This is a genomic window from Pseudacidovorax sp. DMC4 (assembly GCF_056314265.1).
The window spans coordinates 21,215-43,034 of the sequence record NZ_JBQUYR010000012.1 but is presented as its reverse complement, the minus strand read 5'-3'; the positions used below and the strand labels follow the sequence as shown (position 1 = coordinate 43,034).

At 69.0% G+C, this 21,820-nt stretch carries 18 protein-coding genes; 3 read left to right on the top strand and 15 right to left on the bottom strand.

Annotation, left to right across the window (positions count from 1 at the left end; translation table 11 throughout):
* Positions 1–123: 123 nt before the first annotated feature.
* The 10 genes from ACT54X_RS20935 to ACT54X_RS20890 all read right to left on the bottom strand — a co-directional run bounded on the left by ACT54X_RS20935 (position 124) and on the right by ACT54X_RS20890 (position 11,539).
* Positions 124–558, bottom strand: coding sequence for a DUF2147 domain-containing protein (locus ACT54X_RS20935; protein WP_476348365.1), 435 nt, complete (start codon positions 556–558; stop codon positions 124–126).
* A gap of 40 nt (positions 559–598) precedes the next feature.
* Positions 599–2,395 carry an acyl-CoA dehydrogenase C-terminal domain-containing protein gene (locus ACT54X_RS20930; RefSeq protein ID WP_476348363.1) on the bottom strand — a complete coding sequence of 599 codons (1,797 nt, stop codon included), beginning with the start codon at positions 2,393–2,395 and terminating at the stop codon, positions 599–601.
* A gap of 68 nt (positions 2,396–2,463) precedes the next feature.
* The gene (locus tag ACT54X_RS20925; RefSeq protein WP_476348361.1) at positions 2,464–3,153 is read right to left on the bottom strand and encodes a TetR/AcrR family transcriptional regulator; all 690 of its coding nucleotides are present in this window, start codon (positions 3,151–3,153) and stop codon (positions 2,464–2,466) included.
* Between the two features lie 91 nt (positions 3,154–3,244).
* Complete coding sequence (locus ACT54X_RS20920) at positions 3,245–4,489, bottom strand: S1 family peptidase (RefSeq protein WP_476348359.1); 1,245 nt, start codon at positions 4,487–4,489, stop codon at positions 3,245–3,247.
* A complete protein-coding gene (locus ACT54X_RS20915) occupies positions 4,486–5,166 on the bottom strand; it encodes a hypothetical protein (protein ID WP_476348357.1) in 681 nt (226 codons plus the stop codon). Before ACT54X_RS20915 ends, ACT54X_RS20920 begins: the two co-directional genes overlap by 4 nt.
* A 149-nt stretch (positions 5,167–5,315) precedes the next feature.
* Complete coding sequence (locus tag ACT54X_RS20910; protein WP_476348355.1) at positions 5,316–6,164, bottom strand: fumarylacetoacetate hydrolase family protein; 849 nt, start codon at positions 6,162–6,164, stop codon at positions 5,316–5,318.
* 120 nt (positions 6,165–6,284) lie between these two features.
* Positions 6,285–8,528 (bottom strand): catalase/peroxidase HPI, encoded by a 2,244-nt coding sequence (gene katG / locus ACT54X_RS20905; protein ID WP_476348353.1) that lies wholly within the window; start codon positions 8,526–8,528, stop codon positions 6,285–6,287.
* A 212-nt stretch (positions 8,529–8,740) separates the two neighbouring features.
* Complete coding sequence (gene slmA / locus ACT54X_RS20900) at positions 8,741–9,418, bottom strand: nucleoid occlusion factor SlmA (protein ID WP_354320374.1); 678 nt, start codon at positions 9,416–9,418, stop codon at positions 8,741–8,743.
* A gap of 80 nt (positions 9,419–9,498) precedes the next feature.
* Entirely contained in the window at positions 9,499–10,392 is an 894-nt protein-coding gene (gene argB / locus ACT54X_RS20895; protein WP_234193059.1) for an acetylglutamate kinase, read from the bottom strand.
* Positions 10,393–10,441: 49 nt separating this feature from the next.
* Complete coding sequence (locus ACT54X_RS20890; RefSeq protein WP_294373650.1) at positions 10,442–11,539, bottom strand: glycosyltransferase family 4 protein; 1,098 nt, start codon at positions 11,537–11,539, stop codon at positions 10,442–10,444.
* A gap of 71 nt (positions 11,540–11,610) precedes the next feature.
* Between ACT54X_RS20890 and ACT54X_RS20885 the strand changes: the two genes are divergently transcribed.
* Positions 11,611–12,384, top strand: a complete 774-nt coding sequence (locus ACT54X_RS20885; protein ID WP_476348349.1) for a glycosyltransferase family 2 protein — start codon at positions 11,611–11,613, stop codon at positions 12,382–12,384.
* Positions 12,385–12,442: 58 nt separating this feature from the next.
* On the opposite strand, the gene ACT54X_RS20880 is transcribed toward ACT54X_RS20885, so the two are convergent.
* The 3 genes from ACT54X_RS20880 to ACT54X_RS20870 form a co-directional block, all read right to left on the bottom strand.
* Positions 12,443–13,408: a glycosyltransferase gene (locus tag ACT54X_RS20880; protein ID WP_476348347.1), complete on the bottom strand. Its 966-nt coding sequence runs from the start codon at positions 13,406–13,408 to the stop codon at positions 12,443–12,445.
* 74 nt (positions 13,409–13,482) lie between these two features.
* Positions 13,483–15,081 carry a glycosyltransferase family 2 protein gene (locus ACT54X_RS20875; protein WP_476348517.1) on the bottom strand — a complete coding sequence of 533 codons (1,599 nt, stop codon included), beginning with the start codon at positions 15,079–15,081 and terminating at the stop codon, positions 13,483–13,485.
* Positions 15,082–15,370: 289 nt separating this feature from the next.
* Positions 15,371–17,392, bottom strand: coding sequence for an acyltransferase family protein (locus ACT54X_RS20870; RefSeq protein WP_476348345.1), 2,022 nt, complete (start codon positions 17,390–17,392; stop codon positions 15,371–15,373).
* 154 nt (positions 17,393–17,546) lie between these two features.
* On the opposite strand from ACT54X_RS20870, the gene ACT54X_RS20865 reads away from it, so the two are divergent.
* Together ACT54X_RS20865 and ACT54X_RS20860 are read left to right on the top strand one after the other, a co-directional pair.
* Positions 17,547–18,353, top strand: a complete 807-nt coding sequence (locus ACT54X_RS20865; protein ID WP_017757218.1) for an ABC transporter permease — start codon at positions 17,547–17,549, stop codon at positions 18,351–18,353.
* A gap of 7 nt (positions 18,354–18,360) precedes the next feature.
* On the top strand, positions 18,361–19,083 hold the full coding sequence (locus ACT54X_RS20860; RefSeq protein ID WP_017757217.1) for an ABC transporter ATP-binding protein: 723 nt from the start codon (positions 18,361–18,363) through the stop codon (positions 19,081–19,083).
* A gap of 49 nt (positions 19,084–19,132) precedes the next feature.
* Here the strand turns inward: ACT54X_RS20860 and ACT54X_RS20855 are convergent, their stop codons facing one another.
* Together ACT54X_RS20855 and gmhB are read right to left on the bottom strand one after the other, a co-directional pair.
* Complete coding sequence (locus ACT54X_RS20855) at positions 19,133–21,163, bottom strand: hypothetical protein (protein WP_476348342.1); 2,031 nt, start codon at positions 21,161–21,163, stop codon at positions 19,133–19,135.
* 94 nt (positions 21,164–21,257) lie between these two features.
* Positions 21,258–21,812 carry a D-glycero-beta-D-manno-heptose 1,7-bisphosphate 7-phosphatase gene (gene gmhB / locus ACT54X_RS20850; RefSeq protein ID WP_476348340.1) on the bottom strand — a complete coding sequence of 185 codons (555 nt, stop codon included), beginning with the start codon at positions 21,810–21,812 and terminating at the stop codon, positions 21,258–21,260.
* Between the last annotated feature and the right edge of the window lie 8 nt (positions 21,813–21,820).

Genomic DNA, 21,820 nt, shown 5'->3' with positions numbered 1-21,820 from the left:
CACCCTAGGGGTGGAAAAGTGTTCGGACGGGAATCGCCGCAGAGGCGGCTCTGCCGCGCCGCGGGCGATCTCCCCGCGAGGGGGTGTCCAAGCCACACGCAGTGTGGCGAGGCCGGGGGCAGGTCAGGGATTCGCGCGCTGCCACGTCTGCGTCCGCCAGAACGGCCCCAGGTAGCCACGCACTTCCAGCTTCTTGCCGCCATCGACCGGCGTGTAGCTGGCGCGGTATTCCTTGCCGTTCTCGGGATCGAGGATCTTGCCGCCCTCCCACACTTCCTTGCCGTCGGCCTTCTTGCCGCCGCGCACGATCTCCAGGCCCACAATGGGCTGGCCCTTGCGATCGTCGGTGCACTGGTCGCAGGTGGAGGAGCCGTCTTTCTTCAGCACCTTCTCGATGCGGCCCGACAGCTGGCCGCCGCTGTCGGTGATGCGGATCTCGGCCTTGGTCTCGCCCGTCTTGTCGTCGACGTTGCGCCACAGGCCCACCGGGCTCATCTGCGCCAGCGCGGCCGACGAGGCCAGCACCAGCGGCAGGGCGATGGATGCACGAAGAAGCATGGAAGTCTCCGGTCGTGAAGGAAGGGAAGGCAGGGGGCGATCAGGCCAGCGCGGCGTCGGTGTCCATCAGCGCCTTGCTGCCCGAACGGGCGGTGCGCATCAGCGTCGCGGTCTCGGGGAAGAGCTTGGCGAAGTAGAAGCGCGCGGTCTGCAGCTTGGCGGTGTAGAAGGGGTCAGTGCTGCCCTCGGCGATCTTGCGCAGCGCCACCTGGGCCATGCGGGCGAACATGTAGGCAAACACCAGGTGGCCGGCCACACGCAGGTAATCGACCGCGGCGGCGCCGACCTCGTCGGGGTTCTGGAAGCCCTTGAAGCCGATCTCGGTGGTGAACTTGGTCATCTGGTCGCCCAGGTAGGCCAGCGGGTTGATGAACTCGGCCATCTTTTCGTTGACGCCCTCCTCTTCCACCAGCTGGCCGATCAGCTTGCCGAACTTCTTGAGCGTGGCGCCGTTGTTGCCCAGCACCTTGCGGCCCAGCAGGTCCAGCGACTGCACGGTGTTCGTGCCTTCGTAGATCATGTTGATGCGGTTGTCCCGCACGAACTGCTCCATGCCCCATTCCTTGATGAAGCCATGGCCGCCGAAGACCTGCATGCAGGCGTTGGTGCTGATGTGGCCGTTGTCGGTAATGAAGGCCTTGACGATGGGCGTGAGCAGCGCGACCAGCTCGTCGCTGTTCTTGCGCACCTTCTCGTCGGGATGGTGGTGGGCCTTGTCCAGCAGCAGCGTGCAGAAGATCTGCAGCGCGCGGCCGCCTTCGGCATAGGCCTTGGCCGTCAGCAGCATCTTGCGCACGTCGGGGTGCACGATGATGGGGTCGGCGTCCTTGTCCTTGGCCTTCACGCCCGACAGCGAGCGCATCTGGATGCGGTCCTTGGCATAGGCCAGCGCGTTCTGGAAGGCCACTTCGGTCAGGCCCAGCGACTGGTTGCCCACGCCCAGGCGGGCGGCATTCATCATCACGAACATGGCGGCCAGGCCCTTGTTGGGCTCACCGACCAGGCTGCCGACGGCGCCGTCCAGCGCGATCTGCGCCGTGGCGTTGCCGTGGATGCCCATCTTGTGCTCCAGGCCGGTGCAGAAGATCGGGTTTCGCTCACCCAGGCTGCCATCGGCATTGACCTTGAACTTGGGCACCACGAACAGGCTGATGCCCTTGCTGCCCTTGGGCGCGTCCGGCAGGCGGGCCAGCACGAGGTGGACGATGTTCTCGGCCATGTCGTGTTCGCCGGCCGAGATGAAGATCTTGTTGCCGGTGAGCCGGTAGCTGCCGTCGGCCTGCGGCTCGGCCTTGGTGCGCAGCAGGCCCAGGTCGGTGCCGCAGTGCGGCTCGGTCAGGCACATGGTGCCGGTCCACTCGCCGCTCACCAGCTTGGGCAGATAGGTCTTCTTCTGCTCGTCGGTGCCATGGGCCACCAGCGCTTCATATGCGCCGTGCGACAGGCCGGGGTACATGGTCCAGGCCTGGTTGGCGCTGTTGAGCATTTCGTACACGCACTGGTTGACCGTGTGCGGCAGGCCCTGGCCGCCGAACTGCGGGTCGCACGACAGCGCCGGCCAGCCGCCCTCGACGTACTGCGCATAGGCCTCCTTGAAGCCCTTGGGCGTGGTCACCGCATGGGTCTTCACGTCCAGCGTGCAGCCCTCGGTGTCGCCGCCGATGTTCAGCGGAAAGGCCACCTCGGCCGCGAACTTGCCCGCTTCTTCCAGCACGGCATTGATGGTGTCCGCGTCGGTCTCGGCATGGGCCGGCATGGCCTTGAATTCGTCGGCGACATTGAACACTTCATGCAGCACGAATTGCATGTCGCGCAGCGGAGGGGTGTAGGTGGGCATGCGGGCGTCTCCTGCTCGGGAAGAAGGTTAAAGAGGAAGGAAGGAAAGAGAGGAAGAAAGGGTGCCGGTCAGCGGACGGTGCGCAGCTTGCGCGCGGGTGCGGCTGGGGCGGCTGGGGCGGCCGGCGGCGCATCGGGCGTGGCGCTGCGCGCGAGGATGTTGTCGAAGCCGGTGTTGGCCCGGTCCACCGAACCGTCGACGCGCAGGAAGCGCGCCTCGTAGTGCAGTGCCAGGATCAGGCCGTGGATCTCGAAGGCGATCTGCCGGGCGTCTGCCTCGGTCTGCAGATGGCCCTCTTCCTGCGACTGGCGCACGGCGCGCAGCACGGCGGCCTGCCAGATGCTGACCGACTCGACCAGCGCATCACGCACCGGGCCCGGGCGGTCGTCGAATTCGGAAGCGCCGCTGATGTAGATGCAGCCCGAGTCGATCTCGGTCGTGGTGCGCTTCATCCAGTTGGCGAACATGGCCCGCAGCCGCGGCAGGCCGCGTGGCTGGGTGAGCGCCGGATAGAACACTTCCTGCTCGAAGCGGTGGTGGTATTCGCGGACCACCGAGATCTGCAGTTCCTCGCGCGAGCCGAAATGGGCGAACACGCCCGACTTGCTCATCTGGGTGAGCTCGGCCACCGCGCCGATCGACAGGCCTTCAAGACCGACCTGGGCGGCCAGGTTCAGGGCGGCGTCGACGATGACGGCCTTGGTCTGCTGGCCCTTGGGCGCAGTACGCGAAGACTTGGCAGGGACGATGGAGGACATGGGACGGCCGGCGAATAAAACGAACGGTCGTGCATTTTTATGTCCTGTCACCCACGCGTCAAGGGGGAGACGCGATGGCTGGCGGGGTTGCTCAGCGGATGCTTCGCAGTTCGAGCAACTCGTCGATCTGGAAGGTGTTGCCCCCGATGCCACCATGGGTCTGCGCATCGAAGCGCACCACCCGTTGCAGATCCGGGGCATACCAGACTTCCGCTCGATAGGGACCGAAGTAGTTGCCAGGCACTGCGCCCCCAGCAGGGTAGCGCTCCGTGAATCCCCTGTACTGGATGCGCACCACATTCATCTCTCGGCCGGCGACGGTCTGCCGCGAGTCGCCCAGCACCGTGGCGTTCAGGTCCATGTTGATGCGGATGGCGGTGAGGGTCGAGCTGTAGCGCACCCGCCAGGCGGATTGCTGCGCGTAGTCGGGCCGCACCCAGCCGCCCGGCGGCATCACGAGGTCGAACTCGCCGGCCACGGCACTGCGCACCTCGACGCCACCGCCGTCCGGCTTCTCGACCCAGCCTCCGTTGTTGAAGCTCAGGCCGGCGCCAGCATCCGGGTCGAGCCGGTAGACGGCGGGTCGCCGCAGACCGGTGAGCCGGTCGAGCAACTGGTACTCGATGAGCGTGGGCGTGCCCATGCGGGGCCCGGCGTTCGCCAGCGTGGCCTGGCCGCGGGCGGGCAGTTCGGGAATCCAGGCCGCAGGGATGGCCAGCGGCGGCGTCGCCGCATCCGCGCTGGCGGCACCCACCACGCCCGCCAGCCGGCCCTGCGCGTCGAAGAGGCCGGCGCCCACCAGCGCGGGCTCCAGCGCCGCGCCCAGTTGCAGCGCCTCCACCTCACCGCCCGCGCTGCGGCGGATACCCGCCAGCATGCCGACGCCCAGCGTCAGCTCCCGGCCGCGCGGCGCACCGATCACATACAGCGGCGCGCCTACACCCATCGTCTCGACGGCGCGGATGGGCAGGACCGGCGACGGCAACTGCGGCACGCGCAACTGGCACAGGCCGCGCTCCACGTCAGGGTACGCGAGGGTCGCGCCATACCGGACATTGCCACGCTGCAGGTTCACCGTGCGCGCCTTGGCCAGCAATGCGCAAGGTGTCACGGCCGCATCCGGGCCGATGGCGATCGCATGGCCCTGGGCCAACAGCTGGCCCTGCGCGTCGCCGGTCTGCAGCACCCAGACCTGGGGCGAGCGCTGGGCGAACAGGGCTTCGAGGGAAATCGCGGGGTCGGCAGGCACGGCCGGCTGCGCATGGGCGGCCACCGCCCCCAGCAGGCAAAGCCCCGCAAGCCCACGACGCAGCAGAGGATGGAGACAGGGTTTCATCGGCCGGGGGGCAACAGTTGCTTGAGTTCGTCGAGCCGGGTACCGGCAAAGGGGGCACCGCCGCCGTTCGCCGGGGCGAGCGGCGCGGCGGGCAGCCGCTCGGTGCGCGAGGGCCGTGGTGCCGGCGTTGGCGGCAATGCCACGATCACGGCGGGCGCGGGGGCGGCTGGCGCGTCGGTCGCCGAAGAAGCTTTGGCCAACTGGGTTTCGCCGATCTTCAGTCCAAGTTCGGGCTGGTCTGCCGTCTGGTTGCCGCGGTCGAAGCTGCGCACCTCGCCGAACACCAGCCGCACCCAGCTCGGATAGTTGAAGCCGGCGCCCGTGCTCGAATCGATCGCCACGCCAATCAGGCCACCGATCATCACGTTGCCCACCATGCCCGCATTGACGCGCGAAATGACCTGCCCCGAAGCAGGGGGCTGGCCGTCGTGCTGGCACTGGATGGTGAGATTGCCCGCCGACCGGCGCACCTCGACGGTCTGGCCGGAACGCACCGACGTCTCGCTCTTGTCATTGGACAGACGGCAGTCGGCGTCCTTGACCGCTTCGCCCGCTGCGGTGTGCGTGTCGATGCGCACCGACTGTTGAGCCCCATGGGTGACCGATGCACAGCCCGTGGCGAGGCACAACGCCCCGGCAAACGCGGCCATGCACGCAACGCGAACGATGGTGTTCAAACCCTGCTCCTTGCACCCGCGGCCAGCCTCGCCCCATGGGGCTCCCGGCGGATCGCGGCCCTCGTGCACTGCTCTCTTCTCGTTTCCGCCCCAGCCGGGGCGGCCCTCGCGGCGCAGTGTAAGGGGCGCTCCCGCCCCGGTGCCATGTGTCAGTGCTTGAACGCGACCACGGGCTGGACCTGCTCGCCCAGGCCCTCGATGCCCAGCGTCATGGTGTCGCCGGCCCGCAGGAAGCGCGGCGGCTTCATGCCCATGCCGACGCCGGGCGGCGTGCCGGTGGCGATCACGTCGCCGGGCATCAGCGTCATGAACTGGCTGACGTAGCTGATGATCTTGGCCACGCCGAAGACCATGGTGCGGGTGCTGCCGGTCTGCATGCGCTCGCCGTTCACGTCCAGCCACAGCGACAGGCGCTGCGGGTTGGGCACCTCGTCGCGCGTGACCAGCCAGGGACCGATGGGGCCGAAGGTGTCGCAGCCCTTGCCCTTGTCCCAGGTGCCCCCGCGCTCGATCTGGTACTCGCGTTCGCTGACGTCATTGACCACGCAGTAGCCGGCCACATGGTCCAGCGCCTCCTTCTGCGAGACGTAGCGGGCCTGGCGGCCGATGACCACGCCCAGTTCCACCTCCCAGTCGGTCTTGACCGAGCCCTTGGGCAGCATCACCGGATCGTTGGGGCCCTGGATGCAGGTGGTGGCCTTGAGGAAGATGATCGGTTCCTTGGGCACCGGCATGCCGGCCTCGGCTGCATGGTCGGCATAGTTCAGGCCGATGGCGACCAGCTTGCCCACCTGGGCCACGGGGCAACCCAGACGCGGCTTGCCGCGCACCAGCGGCAGGGTGTCGGGCTTGAGGCGGCGCAGCTTGGCCAGGACCTTGTCATCGAGCTGGGCCGCTCCGAGGTCGGGAACGACGGCGCTCAGGTCGCGCAGACGGCCTTCCGCATCGATGAGTCCGGGCTTTTCCTTGCCGGGGTTGCCGTAGCGGACGAGCTTCATGGAGGATCCTTTTTCTGTGACGTGAACGAAAGCGCCCGCCCGGCCGTAGGGACGGCGGCGGGCGGGCGCATTCTTCCACGCCCTCCCCGGCGATGCCGGCGGGCGCAAGGGCGCAGACGCTCAGGCCACGAGGTCGAAGCGGTCCAGGTTCATCACCTTGGTCCAGGCCGCCACGAAGTCACGCACGAGCTTCTGCTGGCCGTCGGCGCTGCCGTACACCTCGGCGATGGCACGCAGCTGGGCATGCGAGCCAAACACCAGGTCGGCGCGGGTGCCCGTCCAGCGCACGGCACCGGTCTTGCGGTCGCGGCCTTCGTACAGGTCCTTGGCGGGCGACGTGGCCTTCCATTCGGTGGCCATGTCCAGCAGGTTGACGAAGAAGTCGTTGCTGAGCGTGCCCACGCGGTCGGTGAAGACGCCGTGTTGGCTCCCACCAGTGTTGGCCCCCAGCATGCGCAGACCGCCCACCAGCGCCGTCATCTCGGGCGCGGTCAGCGTCAGCAGTTGGGCCTTGTCGACCAGCAGCGCTTCGGCCGGCACGGCCGAGGCCGTCTTGACGTAGTTGCGGAAGCCATCCGCGAAGGGCTCCATCACGGCGAAGCCTTCGACGTCGGTCTGTTCCTGGCTGGCATCGGTGCGGCCCGGGGTGAAGGGCACGGTCACGCCCTGGCCCGCCGCCTTCTCGATGGCCGCGCCGCCGGCCAGCACGATCAGGTCGGCCAGCGAGACCTTCTTGCCGTCCTTCTGCGCGCCGTTGAACTCGGCCTGGATGCTTTCCAGCGTCTTGAGCACCTGGGCCAGTTGCTCGGGCTGGTTGACGGCCCAGTCCTTCTGCGGCGCGAGGCGGATGCGCGCGCCGTTGGCACCGCCGCGCTTGTCGCCGCCGCGGAAGGTGGAGGCCGAGGCCCAGGCCGTGGCCACCAGCTGCGACACCGTCAGGCCCGAGGCCAGCACCTTGGCCTTGAGCGCGGCGACGTCCTGCTCGCCGATGACGGGATGGTCCACGGCCGGCAGCGGGTCCTGCCAGACGAATTCCTCGGCGGGCACGTCCTTGCCCAGGTAGCGGGCACGCGGGCCCATGTCGCGGTGGGTCAGCTTGAACCAGGCGCGGGCGAAGGCATCGGCGAACTGGTCGGGGTTGGCCAGGAAGCGGCGCGAGATCTTCTCGTAGGCCGGATCGAAGCGCAGCGCCAGGTCGGACGTGAGCATGGTCGGCAGCAGCTTCCTGCTGGCGTCGAAGGCATGCGGAATGCTCGGCTCGGCGTTCTTGGCGACCCACTGGTGCGCGCCGGCCGGGCTCTTGGTCAGCTCCCACTCGTGGCCGAACAGGAACTCGAAGTAGTCGTTGCTCCACTGCGTGGGCGTCCGCGTCCAGGTGACTTCGAGTCCACTGGTGATGGCGTCGGCACCCTTGCCGGAGCCATGCTTGTTGTGCCAGCCGAAGCCTTGCGATGCTAGGTCTTCCGCCTCGGGTTCGGCACCCACGTTGTCGGCCGCGGCTGCGCCGTGGGTCTTGCCGAAGGTGTGGCCGCCAGCGATCAGGGCCACGGTCTCTTCGTCGTCCATGCCCATGCGGCCGAAGGTGTCGCGGATATCGCGGGCCGAGGCCACGGGGTCGGGCTTGCCGTCCGGCCCTTCGGGGTTCACGTAGATCAGGCCCATCTGCACGGCAGCGAGCGGGTTCTCCAGGTCGCGGCTCTCGGGCGCCTTGCTGTCGTCGTCCTTAACGAGCACGCCGCGGCCTTCGACGCCCGGCGAGCCCTGCGAATAGCGGACGTCGCCGCCCAGCCACTTGGTTTCGCGGCCCCAGTACACGTCCTGGTCGGGCTCCCAGGTGTCGGCCCGGCCGCCGCCGAAGCCCAGGGTCTTGAAGCCCATGGATTCGAGCGCGACGTTGCCCGTGAGGATCATCAAGTCGGCCCAGGAGATCTTGTTGCCGTACTTCTGCTTGATGGGCCACAGCAGGCGGCGGGCCTTGTCGAGGCTGACGTTGTCGGGCCAGCTGTTGAGCGGCGCGAAGCGCTGCTGCCCGCGGCCGCCGCCCCCACGGCCATCGGCGGTGCGGTAGGTGCCGGCGCTGTGCCAGGCCATGCGCACGAACAGGCCGCCGTAGTGGCCGAAGTCGGCCGGCCACCAGTCCTGCGAATCGGTCATGAGCGCGGTGAGGTCGCGCTTGACCGCATCGAGGTCCAGGCTCTTGAAGGCCTGGGCGTAATCGAAGTCCTCGCCCATCGGGTTCGACTTGGCCGAATGCTGGTGCAGCATGTCCAGCCGCAGCTGCTGGGGCCACCAGTCACGGTTGGTGGTGCCGCTGCTGGCGGCCTGGTGGAAGGGGCATTTGCTCTGCGAGCTCTCGTTGGCCATGGGCGCTCCTTGTGCGTTGTGGGGACTTGGGGTGGGGGAAACGGTGCCGTGGATTCTCTGCAGAAGGCCCACGCGGAGCGAGCCAACAACGCCTATCCCGGCCATAGGCGACGGAAGTCAAGCGGCGGTCATGAGCCCACTACGGACAGCGCTCGCGACCGGATTAGCCCCCAGGCACAGCGGGGGCTTGCGCAGCGCGGGACGCTGCCGACTCAGTGGCCGATGGAAGCCGGCAGTCCCGACAGCAGCAGCGCGATGCAACCGTCGAGCTGCTCCGACGGCAGGCGCCGGAAGCCCGAGCGGCTGTAGCGCTGAAGCCGGCCCATCGCGAAGGCCGCCAGGGCGGCGGCGCGCACCTGGGCATCGACAGTGGGCGTGGCCGAGCCGCCGGCCAGGGCATCCTCGCGCAGCAGTTGCCGCCACTGCGCTTCGAGCTTGTCGAAGAAGAGGTTCATGCGCTGCTGCAGCCGCTCGTGTTCGAAGACGAGGGCATCGCCCGTCATCACCCGCGCCATGCCCGGGTTCTTCTCGGCGAATTGCACCAGCATGTGCATGAGCTGCGCGGCCTGCTCGGCCGGCGGGCGATCGCGCTCGGCGATCTGCTGCACGAGGGAGAAGACGCTCTGCTCGATGAAGTCGATCAGCCCCTCGAACATCTGCGCCTTGCTGGCGAAGTGCCGGTACAGGGCCGCCTCGCTCACCGACAGCCGTGCGGCCAGCGCCGCCGTGGTGATGCGCTCGGCCCCGGGCTGCTCCAGCATGGCCGCCAGCGCCTGCAGGATCTGCACGCGGCGCTCGCCCGGCCGCGGCCGCTTGCGCGCCGGTGGGGCGGCCGGGCTGGCGGCCGGCTCCGACATGGTTTCCGAACCCAGCGGCTCCTCGTTCTCCATCGCTGCGCTGCCCCAGTTCTTGTAAAGCGCCGACTCTGCCGTCGGCGGTATGGGCCCGGCGCCAGGCCGGCCCCGGTGCCTCAGCGGGCGCGGATCATCGTGCCGAAGGCCTGCTCGGTCAGGATCTCCAGCAGCATGGCGTGCGGCACGCGTCCATCGATGATGTGCACCGCGTTGACGCCGCTCTTGGCGGCATCGAGCGCACCCTCGATCTTGGGCAGCATGCCGCCCGAGATGGTGCCGTCGGCAAAGAGATCGTCGATCTCGCGGGCGCTCAGGTCGGTGAGCAGCTTGCCGGTCTTGTCGAGCACGCCGGGCGTGTTGGTCAGCAGCACGAGCTTCTCGGCCTTGAGCACCGTGGCCAGCTTGCCGGCCACCACGTCGGCGTTGATGTTGTAGCTTTCGTTGTCCTCGCCGAAGCCGATGGGGCTGATGACGGGGATGAAGGCGTCGTCCTGAAGCGCCTGCACGACGCCCGGATCGATGGAGACGATGTCGCCCACCTGGCCCACGTCGTGGAAGAGGCTGGGGTCGTGGCGGTCGGCCATCTTGAGCTTCTGCGCGCGGATGAGCCCGCCATCGCGGCCCGTCAGGCCCACGGCCTTGCCGCCGGCCTGGTTGATCAGGCCCACGATGTCCTGCTGCACCTCGCCGGCCAGCACCCATTCGACGACTTCCATGGTCTCGGCGTCGGTCACGCGCATGCCCTGGATGAACTGGCCCGTCTTGCCCAGGCGCTTGAGGGCGGCCTCGATCTGCGGACCACCGCCGTGCACCACCACCGGGTTGATGCCCACCAGCTTGAGCAGCACCACGTCCTCTGCGAAGTCGGCCTGCAGGGCCGGATCGGTCATGGCATTGCCGCCGTACTTGATGACCATGGTCTTGCCATGGAACTTGCGGATGTAGGGCAGCGCCTGGGCCAGGATCTCGGCCTTGTCGCGCGGAGGGATGTTCAGGACGGGGTCGGTCATGGCTGGCCTCGTGACATGAAGAGGAAAAGGGAAATGGCGGGGGTGCTGACTACGGCCGTAGCCAGCGCGGCACCTTGAAGCGCACGATCATCAGGTAGGCCGCCACGTAGGTGACGGCGAACAGCAGGCAGAAGAAGGCCAGCATCAGCGTGTTGTTCCAGAACAGCACGGCCGGCACCACCGACATGGCGGCGAACATCCACAGATAGGGCGAGGTGCGGTTGTTGCGGGCGAGCAGCTGGCGGGCCTCGTTGTCCTCGAAGGCCACACGTACGATGCGGCGGAAGATGAGCTGGTGGAAATGCAGCGCGTCCGCCGTGCCCGGCGACTGGCCGCGGGCGGCCTTGCGGTAGATGGAGAACAGCGTCTCCCACACCGGGTAGATCAGCAGCAGCACCGGGAACCAGGGCGAGACCGCCGAGTGGCGCTGCACCAGCAGCACGCACGACAGCCCCAGCACCATGCCCCAGACATAGGCCCCGCCGTCGCCGGCGAAGATCTTGCCGCGCGGGTAGTTCCACAGCAGGAAGCCCATCGTCGCGCCCACCAGGCAGACCACCATGCCGGCCAGTTGCCGGTCGCCGAGCTGCAGCGCCACGTGGGTGATGGCCAGGCCGACCAGCACCGCCACCGTGCCCGCCAGGCCGTTGTAGCCGTCGATGATGTTGAAGGCATGCGGCAGGCCGGCCAAGCCCAGCACGGCGATGAGCGCCCCCACCCATGGCGTGGCCTGCAGCCAGCCATCGAGGCCGGGAATGCCCAGCCGGTGCACGCCGATGCCCAGCAGCCCGCACAGCAGCACGCCCGACACCGTCGTCAGCGCCAGCCGGATGCGCACCGGCACGCGCTGGGTCACGTCCTCGGTGATGCCGCCCAGCACCGCCGGCAGGATGCAGGCGAAGGTGAGCAGCGCCGTTCCAAAGGGCCAGTTGAGATTGAACGGGTCGTTGCCCGTGATGCCCGAGGCGACCCAGGCCACGCCGGTGCCCACCAGGATGCCGGCGCCCCCCAGGCGCGGAATGTGGCCCTTGTGGAAGCGTTGCGGCATGTCGGCGGCATAGCGCCGCGCATGGCGCCGCGCCCGGCGCATGAGCACGAGCACGGTGAAGGCGGAAACAAGGAAGCTGATGACGATCAGGGCAATCATGGCGGGGGAGCGGGACGCGCCAGGCGCGAGGCCACGGGGCAGCCTCCTAGAATCCCGTGCGAAATTAGACCATGCCTGAGCTGACAGACCGCCCGCCGCTGACCATCTCCATCGTGAGCCACGGACAGCAGGCGCTGATCCTGCCGCTGCTGCATCAGCTCGCCCGCTTCTGCGGTCCGCTGATCCATCGCGTGGTCCTCACGGTCAACATTCCCGAGCCCGATCTCCTGGGCGACGCGCCGCCCGGCCTGCCGCTGCTGCGGCTGGACAACCCGGCCCCGATGGGCTTCGGCGCCAACAACAACCAGGCATTCGGGCACTGCCAGACCCCGTGGTTCCTGGTGCTGAACCCGGACATCCGGCTGGACCATGACGTGCTCTCGCCGCTGCTGGCCCAGGCCGCGGCCGGCGCCGGCCTGCTGGCACCGCGCATCCTGGAGCCTGGCAAGGCGGCGCCGGAGCAGCACCGCGCGCTGCTCACGCCGACCGAGATCCTCCAGCGCCGTAAGCCCGGCTACGGCATCCCGGCCGTGCCCGACTGGATCCCGGGCCTGTTCATGCTCTTTCGCAGCGAGGCTTACCGCCGGATCGGCGGCTTCGACGAGCGCTTCTTCATGTACGGCGAGGACTTCGACATCTGTGCGCGCCTGCGCCTGGCCGGCTGGCGCATCCAGATCGCCGAGGACCAGCAGGCGCGGCACGAGGCCCAGCGTGCCAGCCGCACGCGCCTGCGGCACCTGTGGTGGCACGTGAGCAGCCTGCTGAAGGTGTGGGGCTCGGCCGCCTTCTGGCGCTACCGGGGGCTGCTGGCCCGCGAAGCTGCGCAGGCTTCGCCGCCCGGGTGATGGGGCGGCGCGCCGGCGCGGATCGCGCGGCGCAGGCCCTGTCGCGAGACGAGCGGAATCAGCCGCGCTCCAACAGATCCTGGAGGATGGCCGGCAGGCCGCGGTCGAAGCGGGCGTAACGGCCTCGTGCCGCCTGCAGGGCCACGGGCAGCACACGGGCGGGACGCCAGTGCGGCAGTCCCGCCCGAAAGCGGAAATGGTCCAGCTTGCCCTGTGCCAGCGCCAGCGTCTCTCCGGCCACCCGCGGGCCGAGCCCCTGCAGGAAGGCCAGCAAGGCCTCGGACCGCCGCACGCGATGGACGTACTTGTCGCCCCGCTCGCCGAGCGCCTTGTCGATCTTCTGCCGCAGCGTCATGCGCTGGGCGCCGATCTGGTTGTTGCCGTGCTGGCGATAGTCCATCAACGGTTCGGCCAGCAGGTCGATGCGGCCGATGGCGGCGCCCACGGTGGCCAGCCATTCGTCGTGCACCCACAGCGGCGAGATGGGCAAGGCGGTGTCGAGCAAGGTCCGGCGCAGCATGGTGGTGGCGCCGGTCACCAGGTTGCGGTGCATCAGGGCCGCGAAGGCCCGGCCGGCCGCGATGTCGGCCAGTTCGCCCGGGCGGGTCTCCAGCGCCTGCAGCAGGGTCTGGCCCAGGGGCTTGAGCTCGCCATCCACCAGCCGCGCGTCGGAATGCAGCAGCAGCAGCTCGGGCCGGCGCTCGAACTCGGCCACCATGCGTCGCAGCCGCCCTGCGTGCCACACGTCGTCCTGGTCGCACAGGGCGATCAGCTCGCTGCGGCATGCCCGGATGGCCTGCTCGAAATTGCGGGTGACGCCCAGCGGCGGGCGGTTGCGCATGACGATGAGCGGGATGCGCGTGGCAAGTCCATGTTCGGCCAAGGTGCGCTCGACCACGGCGACGCTGTCGTCGGACGAGTCGTCGTCGGAGAGCACGATCTCGCGCGGCAGCAGGTCCTGCGTGCAGATGCTGGCCACCTGCGCGGGCAGGTAGCGCGCGCCATTGCGGGTGCACAGGGCCACGGAGACATCGGCCTGCGCGACAGATGCCGCGGGCCACGCCGGAGCGGCGGTTGACGGAATCGGCACGGCCTCGGTCATGCGTCCGTGCGGCGCGGCGGCCACGCGAGGCTGAAGTCCTCGAGCAGCAGCGTGAGGTTCGGGCTGTAGGCCGGGTCATGGTCGATCAGCGCACCCCAGCGCTGCTGCATGAAGGCCAACTCGCGCTCGAAGCGCTCGCGCTTCTCCGGCGCCACGTCTTCGCCCCGGGTGGCCGATTCGTGGTGCAGCAGCTCGGCATAGGGCGTCCACACATTGCGGTAGCCCGCCTCGCGCAGCCGCAGGCAGAAGTCCACGTCGTTGAAGGCCACGGTGAGGTTCACCTCGTCCAGCCCCCCCACCTGCTCGTACAGCGACTTGCGCACCACCAGGCAGGCCGCCGTCACGGCGCTGAAGGACTGGATCAGCGCCGCGCGCCCCGCATAGCCGTTCAGGCCGCGCGGCAGCGCCTTGTGGGCATGCACGGCGCAGCCCCCCGGCCCCAGGATCACGCCGCCGTGCTGCAGCGTCATGTCGGGGTACCACAGCCGCGCGCCCACGGCGCCCACGCCCGGCTGCATCGCCAGGCTCACCATCTCGGAGAGCCAGTCGGGCGACATCACCTCGATGTCGTTGTTGACCAGCGCCACCAGCTCGCCGCGCGCCAGTGCCACCGCCTGGTTGTTCAGTGCCGAGTAGTTGAAGGGCCGGTCGTCGCGCAGCACGCGGAGGTGGGGCTGCTGCGCCAGCCGCTCGAAGTACGCCAGCGCCGCCGGATCGTCCGAGCCGTTGTCCACCAGGATGATTTCCCAGTTCGGGTAATCGGTGCGCTTCTGGATCGACTCGATGCACTGGCGCATCAGTGCGAGCGCATTGCGCGTCGGGATGATCAGCGACACCAGCGGCGGCGGGCTGGGCAGCGCATAGCGCACGCGGTAGCCGTAGCCGAGGTACTCGGCCTTGGCCTGGATGCCCAGCCGTTGGAAATGCTCGTTCAGCGCCCGCTCGCCGGCCACGGCCGCATAGGGCTTGGCGTCCATGGACTTGGCCGTGCTCTGCACATGGATGCGCCAGTGGTAGAGCACCCGCGGGATGTGCACGATCTGCGAGGGCGCGATGCGCTCGACGCAGCGCAGCACCAGGTCCCAGTCCTGCGAGCCTTCCAGGCCCTGGCGGAAGCCGCCCACCTCGCGCACCAGCGCCGTACGCAGCACGCCCAGGTGGCTGAACATGTTGTGCGAGCAGAAGAGATCCAGGTTCCAGTCGGGCTTGAAGTACGGGTCCGAGCGCTGGCCCGCATCGTCGACCTTGTCCTCGTCGGAGTAGACGAGTTGCGCATCGGGATGATCGCGCACGCATTCGGCCACGCGCAGCAGGGCGTCCTCGGGCAGCAGGTCGTCGTGGTCCATCAGGGCGATCCATTCGCCCTGCACCAGTTCCAGCGCGCTGTTGGAGGCGGCGGAGATGTGGCCGTTCTTCGGGCGGAAGACGACCTGGATGCGTGGGTCCTCGGCCTGGCAGGCCTCAAGCACCTGGCGCACCTCGGGCGCGGGCGAGGCATCGTCGGCGATGCACAGCTGCCAGCGGCCGTAGAGCTGGGCCTGCACCGAGGCGATGGCTGCGCGCAGGAACTGCGGGTCGGGGTTGTAGCAGGGCATCAGCACCGAGATCAGCGGGCCGTCGGCCAGCGCTGCGGCACGGGCGCGCAGGACTTCGCGCTGCTGCGGCGTGATCGTGTCGTGCTCGCGCACCCAGCGGCCGTAATCGTTGCCGGGCCGCAGCTTGCGGCGGAACTCCCAGTCCACCCCCCGCCAGCCGGCCTTGCGCCAGACACGCCAGGCCTGCGGCAGCCGGGTGGCGAGCCGGGGCCCCTGCGTCACGGCCAGGCGGGCGAGCCGCCACCATCGATTCGTCAATTCAGTCTCCTGAAGGCGTCATGCCAGGGGTTCACCGGCTGGCCGGCGCCAGCAGCGCCGTGTCGAGGAAGGTCGCCGCTTCGCGCACATAGGCGGCGCGCAGGTGCGTCGCGTCCTTGTAGACCGGATCGCCCTGCCCGTCCGCGCGCACGCATTGGCCGTCCGGACGGCACAGGCCGGCCATCGGATCCAGCGGGATCGCGCCGTTGGCCAGTGCCAGCTGCCGCAGCCGCTCGTGCAGCGCGGCCTGCGAGGGCGGCAAGGGCGCCATCGGCGTGACGGGCGCGGCGGTCATCCGCTCCAGGCGGTTCCCGGTGAGGCGGCTTCGCGGCTCGAAGTCGGCGCCCACGGGGATGTTGAGCAGCAGGTAGGGCGTCTTGCCCATCGCCCGGATCTCGGCCAGCAGGCGGCCGAGCGCGGCGATGGACTGGTCCACGCCATCGCCGCCTCGCAGCAGGTGGCGCTGGCCCTGGGCGTCGCGGTAGTAGTAATGGTCGGGCGGCGGCGGGGCGCTGGCGGTCGGCGGGGCCTGGTCCACGTCGAAATAGCAGCCCCAGCAGCCGCCGATCACCACGGCCTTGACGGCGGGCGTGCGGGCCAGGTCGAGCGCGGCGGACAGCCGCTCCCCGCAGATCGGGTCGCGGTCCTCGATGAGGTTGGGAATCGGCGGGCAGGCGCCGCGCGTCGCGAAGAGCAGGGTCGACACCTCGTCGGGCTTGCGCTCGGCCAGCGCCAGGGCACGGGCACGGTACTGCTCCACGTGGCTGTCGCCGATCAGCAGCACCTCGCGCGGGCCGCCGTCGATGCGCTCGAAGCCCTGGCCCTCGAAGGTGAAGGGCTTGAGCGCCTCCGGGTACACCCAGTCGGCCCCGGCATTCATGATGGCCTGGATACTCGGATCGTCGTTGCGCGGCAGCAGCCAGCGCAGCTGCGCCGCCGCGCCCACCAGCGCGAGCACCACCATGGCTCCGGCCAGGCCCGCGACCACGCCGCGGCCGCCCCGCCGCAGCGGACGCTCCACGAAGCGGAAGGTCAGCCAGGCCAGCAGCACCGACACGCCCAGGGCACCGAAGCGCAGCACCCGCGGCGGATCGAGGAAGCCTTCCTGCAGCACGCGCGCATAGGCCAGCAGCGGCCAGTGCCACAGGTACAGCGGATAGCTGATCAGGCCGAACCAGACGAAGAGCCGCGCACCGAGCAGCCGACGGTTGAACCAGGCCTGCGGCCCCGCCGCGATGCACAGGCAGGCGCCCAGCACCGGCAGCACGGCCCAGAAGCCCGGGAAGGCCTTGTACCGGTCGAGCAGGCCCAGGGCGGCCACGATGCAGGCGAGCCCGGCCGCCCCCATGAACTGGTGCCCGGGCAGCGGCGCGGCGCCGGGGCCCCGGCGCCAGGCGACCCAGGCCAGCATCGCCCCCGCGCCCAGCTCCCACACGCGCGTGAACGGCATGTAGAAGGCGGCATCCGGATGGCGCACCACCAGCCCGACGTTGAGCAGGAAGGACAGGCCCACCGCCACGCCCATCCACCGCAGCAGGTGCTGGCGCTTCCAGGCCAGCGTCAGCAGCAGCGGCCAGAAGATGTAGAACTGCTCCTCCACCGCCAGCGACCACAGATGCAGCAGCGGCTTGGTCTCGACCACGGTGTCGAAGTAGCCGGCCTCGCCCCACAGAACCAGGTTGGCCACGAAGCCCGCGCTGGCCAGCACGTGCTTGCCCAGTTGTCGGAACTCGTCCGCCAGCAGCACCCACCAGCCAAAAGCCAGTGTGGCGATCAGCACCAGCACCAGGCCCGGGAAGATGCGGCGGATGCGCCGGGCATAGAACTCGGCATAGCTGAACCCGCCGCCGGCCAGGCTGCCGAACATGATGGTGGAGATCAGGAAGCCCGAGATGACGAAGAAGATGTCCACGCCCACGAAGCCGCCGGGCAGCCAGCGCGGCGAGGCATGGAAGATGATGACCGACAGCACCGCGATCGCGCGCAGTCCGTCGATGTCGGGGCGGTAGGCCGGGTGGGAGAGTGAAGGCGCGGTGGCGGGGCTGGGCGGCATGCGGTGCGGCCGGGTGGCGCAGGGCCACACTGTGCTGAACAGGACCGCGGATTATCCATACCCGTCCGACGCCCCTGCGGCGCGGACTGCCCGGAAAACCCACCGGGAAAAGCCCCCGGATAGAATCCCGCGCTTCCCTTCAGCCCCCGACCGCATGACAACCACCGTCCACTCCAACCTGCACAGAAGCGCGTGGAAGGACTGGTGGGAAGGCACCCGCCGCATCGACATCTGGTGGACCCTGGCCTGGTTCGACATCGTGCTGCGCTACCGCCGCTCGACGCTCGGGCCGCTGTGGCTGACCCTGAGCATGGGCGCCATGATCGGCGGCATGGGGCCGCTGTACGCGTCGCTGTTCGGCACCGAGCTGTCGAAGTTCTTCCCGCACCTGGCGCTGGGCATCATCTTCTGGACCTTCTTCTCGGTGACGGTGATCGACTCGGGCGACGCCTTCATCAATGCCCAGAACTACCTCAAGCAGGGCTACTTCCCGGTGAGCATGTTCGTCTGGCGCACCCAGGCCCGCAGCGTCATCCAGTTTGCCCACCACATCATCCTGTTCGTGCCGGTGGCCCTGTGGACGGGCATCTCGCTGTCATGGCCGGCGCTGATGGTCATTCCGGCCTTCGCCCTGCTCATCGTCAATGCCCACTGCATCGGCATCGGCCTGGGCATCCTGTGCACGCGCTTCCGGGACGTGGCCCAGATCATCGCCAGCGTCATGCAGATGCTCATGTTCCTCACGCCCGTGTTCTGGCTGCCCGAGAACCTCCCCGACCGGGCCAAGTACATGCTGTGGAACCCCCTGGCGCAGATGCTGGATCTGCTGCGCACGCCGCTGATGGGCGGCGTCGCGCACTGGCACAACTGGGCGGGCATGGCCATCTGGACGGTGATCAACATCACCGTGGCCTGCATCCTCTTCGCGCGCTATCGCCGCCGCATCGTCTTCTGGCTCTGAGTCGCCCATGACCTCCCTCTCGCTCAAGAACGTCAGCCTGGGCTTTCCGATCTACGGCGCCAGCGCCACCTCGTTCAAGAAGACGCTGGCCGCCTCGGTCACCGGTGGCCGCGTGGGCAAGGAAACCGGCGTGACGGTGGTGCAGGCGCTGTCGGACATCGACCTCGAACTCAAGGCCGGCGACCGCCTGGGCATCCTGGGCCACAACGGCGCCGGCAAGTCCACCCTGCTGCGCCTGCTGGCCGGCGTCTACGAGCCCACCTCGGGCGAGTTCGCCCGCATCGGCAGCGTGGCCAGCCTGATCGACCCGTCGATGGGCATCGAGCGCGACGCGAGCGGCGTCGAGAACATCATGCTGCGGGGGCTCTCGATGGGCCTCAAGCGCCGCCAGATCGAGGCCATGACGCCCGAGATCTGCGAGTTCAGCGGCCTGGGCGAGTACGTGAACATGCCCGTGCGCACCTATTCGACCGGCATGGTGATGCGCCTGGCCTTCGCCATCTGCACCAGCATGACGGCGGACATCCTGCTGATGGACGAATGGCTCTCGGTCGGCGACGCCGACTTCCAGGCCAAGGCCGAGCAGCGCATGACCGAGATGGTGGCCAAGTCGGGCATCCTGGTGCTGGCCTCGCATTCGCCGAAGTTGCTGCTGAAGGAATGCAACCGGTTCATCCGGCTGGAGCACGGGCGGGTGGTGAGCACCGAGCCGCCCGAGCTGCTCGACTGAGAGCGACCCGCCCCCGCCCCAGACAGCGGCCCCGGGCGGGCCCCCCCGTTCAGGCGGGCGATTCGAATGCGATGCGGCGCACGCTCATGCCCAGTGCGCGCTGGTCCGGCCCCAGGCCGGCCGCCGCCGGGACCACCTCCCGGGAGACGCGCACCTGTACGCCCACAGACGGATAGCCTTCTGCCGCGCTCCGGACCACGGACGCCGGTATGCGCATCGACACCCCGTGCCCGGCGCGCAGCGGCTCCACCTTCACCACGACGCCATTGACCCACACCGTGGCAACGCCGAGCGGGGCGCGAGGATCGGCGAGGACCAGCAGGCCCTCCGGGATGCCGGCCTCGATGACGAGGTCCATGCCCTTGTCCACCACCGCCCGCGACGCCACGACGCGCGCGAAGGCACCCGTCCACACACCGCCATCGGGCGCGTCAGCCGGGAAATAGCCACCGATGAGCGTCGGCGCCGGCGTCTGGCGGGCGACATCGAAACCGAGGGCGTTGTCCACCGTGCGCGGCTGCAGCCGGCAGACCCGGAAGATGCTGCCTTCCGCCCCCCTGGCTGGCATGCAGCTGGCCATGTCCGGGGACAGCGCGTAATTCAGCAAGAGATAACGCGCGGGGGCGCTGAGTTCGCCTTGTCCATCCAGCATCACATAGTGCGGCCCTGGGTGGTCGAGCACGCGTCGGGCGATCATTCGCTGCAGGCCGTCGTTGTGCCCGGGTGAGGACAGATTGGACATTGGGACCACGAAAGCCGGGCGACCAGGCCAGAGCGCCGCCATGTAACCGACGGGCGAGTCGGACATCGACAGCAGCATCGCGCCCTTGGGCAGAGGCGGGAGGGCCGCGCGCGAAAAATAGCGCTTGCCCTCGACATCCACATGCCCCCAGTTCGGCACCACCGTGAGCAGAGCCGCGGAGCCCAGGCCAAGGAGGGCCGCCGCGGCCGCGCGCTCGGCGGCCCCGCGCCGCAGCAGATCAATCAGCGTGGCGTGCAGCAGGAGCAGGGCCAGGATCTCGAGCAGGATGGCATAGCGGTAGATGCCGAAGAGCCGGATCCAGACGAAATAGGTGACCAGGAAGAAGACCGCGAGGAAGACACGGCGGGGCGCCACCGCTGCGCGCCACCGGGGCCGCAGCATCGCCAGCAGGGTCGGGACGGCCACGACGCACCCGGTCAGCAGACGCGGGTCGCGGATCGGAAATTCCGAGTGCAGGGTGTTCTTCACCAGCAGGGCATAGAACGGCAGCTTGAGGACATCTGCCCATTCCTGCGGCAGGAAGCGCCGGTCCAGCATGCTGCCGTCTTCGAGCCAGGGCGAGCGGAACACGCCGTTGAAGAAGGGAAAGAGCGGGCTCTGGAAGTCCCGCTGGAGCAGCCACATCCACGGGCCCGCCACGATGAGGAAACCCAGGAGGCCGGCCAGAGCGAAGCCGATGGCGCCCCGCAGGCGCAGCCTGAACCCATCAGGACGACTCAGCAGCGGCAAGGCCACGGTGAAGCCGACCACGGCCACCGCGGCGGTCAGCTTCAATCCGACCGCCATGCCCAACAGCAGTCCACCCAGCGCCAAACGTCGATCCCATGCGCGCGCATCGGCAACGCCCGCCGAGACGATGCCCCAGACGCCTGCAAGGATGAGCGCGGCGACGACCCACTCGCCGGTGGTCGAATTGGCCTGGGCGAGGCCCGCCGCGCCCGAGACGGCCAGGCCGGTGGTGGCGACGCGCAGGGCCAGCAATTGCCAGCGGGCCGCACGACCGGCGGCCGGCGCTTCCTGCGCGGCCGTCAGCTTCCACACCAGGTACATGGCCGCGCCGAAGGGCGCGCCCATCAGGAAGACGACCACATGATCCGGCCAATGCCTAGCCGCCACGTAGAAGGGCAGGTCGATCAGCGGATTGAAGAGGGTCTGCAACTGCGCCGGGAACAGGTCGATCGTCCGCCGGCCATGCAGGAGGGCCCAGGGGTTGTAGTAGTGGTAGTTCAGCAGGTCCCAGTTGAGGTCCTTGCCGAGGTAGACCGAAAAAAGACATCCTGCAAGGACGAACAGACCAAAGCGCCGCGTTTCGCTCATCGGCAACACTCCCATTCTTTTTGAATCCCACGAGGGTGCACAAGACGCGGTCCGGCACCCAACCCGTCCGCCCCCTGTGGAGCGGCGACGCGCGTCACGCCGTGCCGGACGGCGGCCAGAGGTCCTGGGCGACGTCTTCCAGAACGGCCACGCGCCGGGCCTGGGGAATCTCCGCGTCGACGGGCCCGCCGAGCCAGTACAGGCGCCCCACCCCGGCGCGCAGGCCGGCCTCCATGTCCGTGCGCGTGTCACCCACCATGACGGAGGCCGCGAGGTCGATGGCGTGCTCGGCCATGGCCTTCAACAGCATGCCGGGCGCGGGCTTTCGGCAATCGCACTCGGCCAGGTAGCGGCCTTGGCCGTGCTGTGGATGATGAGGGCAGAAATAGATGGCATCGAGGCGGGCGCCCTGCCTTTGGAATTGCGCGCGCACCCAGTCCATGTAGTCATGGAACTGGCGCTCGTCGTAGTAGCCCCGTGCGATGCCGGCCTGGTTCGTCACCACCACCACGAGCCAGCCCCGGCGATTGGCCTGCGCGACGAGTTCGAAGATGCCCGGGACGAAATCGGTCTTGTCCGGCGTGTGCACATAGCCGTGGTCGACGTTGATGACGCCGTCACGGTCGAGGAAAAGCGTGGGTCGTCCCATGGCACGGC